The sequence below is a fragment of the Mycobacterium sp. genome (genome assembly GCF_049683355.1).
Lineage (GTDB): Bacteria > Actinomycetota > Actinomycetes > Mycobacteriales > Mycobacteriaceae > Mycobacterium.
The window spans coordinates 1-3,727 of sequence record NZ_JBAUJB010000419.1 but is presented as its reverse complement, the minus strand read 5'-3'; the positions used below and the strand labels follow the sequence as shown (position 1 = coordinate 3,727).

Below are 3,727 nucleotides of genomic sequence, written 5' to 3'. Positions count from 1 at the left end.
CGACGGCGGAACCGGGCTTGCCGTACAGCTCGCCGTCCCGATAGAGCATCGAATCACAACTGAGCACCACGCAATCGAAGGCGACGTCCTCCGGCAGTTGTGCGGCGACACTGATGGCCTTGGCGTTGGCGAGCTTGGCCACCACCGCCTCCGGCGGCGTCTCCGGTTCCAACGAGGCGAGCAGGGCGTCCTCGTCGACATCGGAGACGACGACGAGAGGATCGATGCCGGCCTGCCTAAGCACCCGCAGCCGGCCCGACGATGCCGAGCCCAGAACGACCCGGGTCATATCTGATTTTCTTCGCGCAAGCGGCTCATCATCGGTGCCGTTTGTTCTTCGCGCAAGCGCTCATCGCCGCATGTGTGTCCGTTCCAGCAAGGTGACCCGCTGCCAGCTGGAGACGTCGTAGCGCAGCTTGTCGACCGGGTGGCCCCACGGGTTGAGCTCCTGCGGGCCGGGCTCGCCGGCGGCGCCACCGCCGGCGCCGGCCAGCACGGTCACCAGCGCGGCGATCTCCTCCACACTGGGTTCGCCCTTGAGCACCTGGAAGTGCGGATCCGGGGCCGGCGGATCATCGATCGTCATGTCCCGCGGGTCGGAGACCTCGACGATGTCGGCGTTGTGGTCCATGAGGGAACGTCCTTGTCTGGGGGAGGTTCAAGCGGTGGATTACAGCGGGATGTTGCCGTGCTTCTTCGGCGGAACCTGGACCACCTTGCGCTCCAGCAGTCGCAGCGCGGTGCCGATGTAGCCGCGGGTGTGCGACGGCGGGATCACCGCGTCGACGTAGCCGCGTTCGGCGGCGATGTACGGGTTCACCAGGGTGTCCTCGTATGTCTGCTGCAGCTCCAGGCGCAGCGCGTCGACGTCCTCGCCGTTCTTGGCCGCCTCCTTGAGCTGATTGCGGTAGACGAAACCGACCGCACCGGAGGCGCCCATCACGGCGATCTGGGCGGTCGGCCAGGCGACGTTGACATCGCAGCCCATGTCCTTGGACCCCATCACGCAGTACGCGCCGCCGTAGGCCTTGCGGGTGATGACGGTGATCTTGGCGACGGTGGCCTCTCCGTAGGCGTAGAGCAGCTTGGCGCCGCGGCGGATGATGCCGTTGAACTCCTGCTCGGTGCCCGGCAGGAAGCCCGGCACATCGACCAGCATGACGATCGGGATATTGAAGCAGTCGCAGGTTCGCACGAAGCGGGCGGCCTTCTCCGAGGCGTTGATGTCCAGGCAGCCGGCGAACTGGGTGGGTTGGTTGGCCACGATGCCGACCGGGCGGCCGTCGACGCGGCCGAACCCGACGATGATGTTGCCCGCGTAGCCGGCCTGGACTTCGAGGAACTCGTCGTCGTCGAGGATGCGGGTGATGACCTCGTGCATGTCGTAGGGCTGGTTCGGCGAATCCGGGATTAGTGTGTCCAGCTCGAGGTCCTCGTCGGTGAGGCTCTCCTCGATGGGGCCGGGGTGCGGCGCGGGGTAGCGCGGCGGCTCGGCGTAGTTGTTCGGGGGCAGGTAGCCCAGCAGGTCGCGGACGTAGTCCAGCGCGTCCTGCTCGCCGGAGGCGACGTAGTGCACGGTGCCGGACTTGGCCATGTGGGTGTGCGCACCGCCGAGCTCTTCCATGGTGACGTCCTCACCGGTGACGGTCTTGATGACGTCGGGCCCGGTGATGAACATCTGGCTGCTCTGGTCGACCATGATCACGAAGTCGGTCAGGGCGGGGGAGTAGACGTGCCCACCGGCGGCCGCACCCATGATCAGCGAGATCTGCGGGATCACGCCCGAGGCCAGGATGTTGTTGCGGAAGATCCGGCTGTAGAGACCGAGGGAGACCACACCCTCCTGGATGCGGGCGCCGGCACCGTCGTTGATGCCGATCAGCGGGCGACCGGTCTTGAGCGCCAATTCCTGGACCTTGACGATCTTCTCGCCGTACACCTCGCCGAGGGACCCGCCGAACACGGTGGCGTCCTGGCTGAAGATGCAGACGTCGCGGCCGTCGATGGTGCCGTAGCCGGTGACCACACCGTCGCCGGTGGGCCGGTTCTTGTCCAGGCCGAAGTTGGTGGAGCGGTGCTTGGCGAGCGCGTCGAGTTCGACGAACGAGTCCTCGTCGAGCAGGGCCAGGATGCGTTCGCGGGCGGTCAGCTTGCCCTTCGCGTGCACCTTCTCCACGGCAGTCTCACCGACCGGGTGCAGGGCTTCCTCGGCGCGCTTGCGCAGATCGGCCAGCTTCCCGGCGGTGGTGTGGATGTCGATCTCGTGCTCGGCTTCGGGCTCAGTCACGCTGGTCATGGGAACTGATGGTATCGGCGGGGTGATCCGCTGTCGCGGTTGGCCCTTACGAGTCCCTTAGAAAGTCGGAATGGACGTGTGATGTCGCCGCGGAGCGGCGCCTATCGATGATTGGTAGCGTGCGAAGCTCAGGTGGCTGTACGGGGAGGACACACCTATCTCATCCGGCAGGCATCGCCGCGTGCGCCGCAGGCTCGGCCGCTGGTTGGCGGTACTGGCCCTTACCTACGCGTTGGTGACACTCGTCGTCCGCGCGCTTCCGCTGACGAACAACATCGCGCTACTGGTGGCGGTGAGCGCCCCATTTGCAGTGGTTCTGGCCGCGGTCGGCCTGGTGCTGTCGGTGCTCGGCCGCCACATCGTGATGTCGGTGATAGCCGTGGTGGTCGTGGCGGCCACTCTGGGCGTCCAAATACGTTGGTATTACTCGGGACAATCGCAGCCGGCGGTTAGCGAGCATGTCGAATTGCGCGTGTTGTCGTCGAACCTTCGTAAAGGACCGCCGATATGGCGTCCTTCACGAACCTGGCTCGAACCAGCGCCGACGTCATCACGGTGTCCGAGTTGACGCCCGACTGGCTTCGGCGGTTCTACGACGCGGGTATGCGCGACGACTTTCCCTACTCGGTGTTGGTGCCGCTACCCGGCGCCGGGGGATACGGACTATGGAGTCGCCACCCAGTCGAGGTGATTGCGCCCCTGAAGGGCGGAAGCATGGTCGCGGCGAGGGTCGACCTCGCTGAAGTGCAAGTCGATCCCATCGTCGCCAGCGTGCACGTCATGAATCCATTGACTTTCTACGGCAGGGCCTTCGATGAGTGGCGGGCCGGCATCGGTGCCGCGAAAGACCGGATGGATGGCCTCGCCGCAGAGGCGGGGGACGGAGCAGTCATTGCCGCCGGAGACTTCAACCTGATTTAGGACACTGATTCTGGATTTCTGCACCACGGTCGTTTGACCTGGTGTTTTCCTGGCTCGGGGGCACTAATTGGGGCACTAAACGGGTAGGTTCGGGCGGTGGCGTACGTGCGGAAGGTGCGCACCGCCTCGGGCGCGGTGGCGGTGCAGGTGGTGGCCAAACAGCGTGGCCGCCGTGAGATCGTGGCCCATGTCGGATCGGCTCATACCGATGCTGAGCTGGGAATGCTGTTGGAGAAGGCCCGCGCGATAGCCCTCGGTGATCAGGGCCAGCTCGAGTTCGAGGTGCCTGCGCGCACCGCGTCGGTCCAGGAAGTGGCCAACGGGAGCCCCGCGACGCTGTTCGGGCCGCCGGTCAAGCCCAAAGGACTGCCGGTTGGGCCGGGGCGCACGGCGTCGACCAGTTCGCGGCTGCTCTATGAGGCGATCGGCAAAACCTATGACGGGTTGGGCTTTGGCGCCGTCGGTGATGCGGTGTTCCGGGACTTGGTGATCGCCCGGATCGTCGAGCCG

At 65.9% G+C, this 3,727-nt stretch carries 5 protein-coding genes and 1 pseudogene; 3 read left to right on the top strand and 3 right to left on the bottom strand.

What is annotated here, in order from left to right; all coding sequences use genetic code 11:
- The 3 genes from WA944_RS23945 to WA944_RS23935 all read right to left on the bottom strand — a co-directional run.
- Positions 1-289 (bottom strand): Maf family protein (locus tag WA944_RS23945; protein WP_526647418.1); only part of this gene is annotated, 289 nt, incomplete at its 3' end.
- Between the two features lie 60 nt (positions 290-349).
- The gene (locus tag WA944_RS23940) at positions 350-631 is read right to left on the bottom strand and encodes an acyl-CoA carboxylase epsilon subunit (RefSeq protein ID WP_526371690.1); all 282 of its coding nucleotides are present in this window, start codon (positions 629-631) and stop codon (positions 350-352) included.
- Between the two features lie 39 nt (positions 632-670).
- Positions 671-2,296, bottom strand: coding sequence for an acyl-CoA carboxylase subunit beta (locus tag WA944_RS23935; RefSeq protein WP_526647417.1), 1,626 nt, complete (start codon positions 2,294-2,296; stop codon positions 671-673).
- 235 nt (positions 2,297-2,531) lie between these two features.
- On the opposite strand from WA944_RS23935, the gene WA944_RS23930 reads away from it, so the two are divergent.
- The 3 genes and pseudogenes from WA944_RS23930 to WA944_RS23920 form a co-directional block, all read left to right on the top strand.
- Positions 2,532-2,864, top strand: coding sequence for a hypothetical protein (locus tag WA944_RS23930; protein WP_526371686.1), 333 nt, complete (start codon positions 2,532-2,534; stop codon positions 2,862-2,864).
- Positions 2,804-3,217 (top strand): endonuclease/exonuclease/phosphatase family protein, encoded by a 414-nt coding sequence (locus WA944_RS23925; RefSeq protein WP_526371684.1) that lies wholly within the window; start codon positions 2,804-2,806, stop codon positions 3,215-3,217. Before WA944_RS23930 ends, WA944_RS23925 begins: the two co-directional genes overlap by 61 nt.
- A 96-nt stretch (positions 3,218-3,313) precedes the next feature.
- Positions 3,314-3,727: pseudogene (locus tag WA944_RS23920) on the top strand (IS1634 family transposase); the annotation flags it as partial.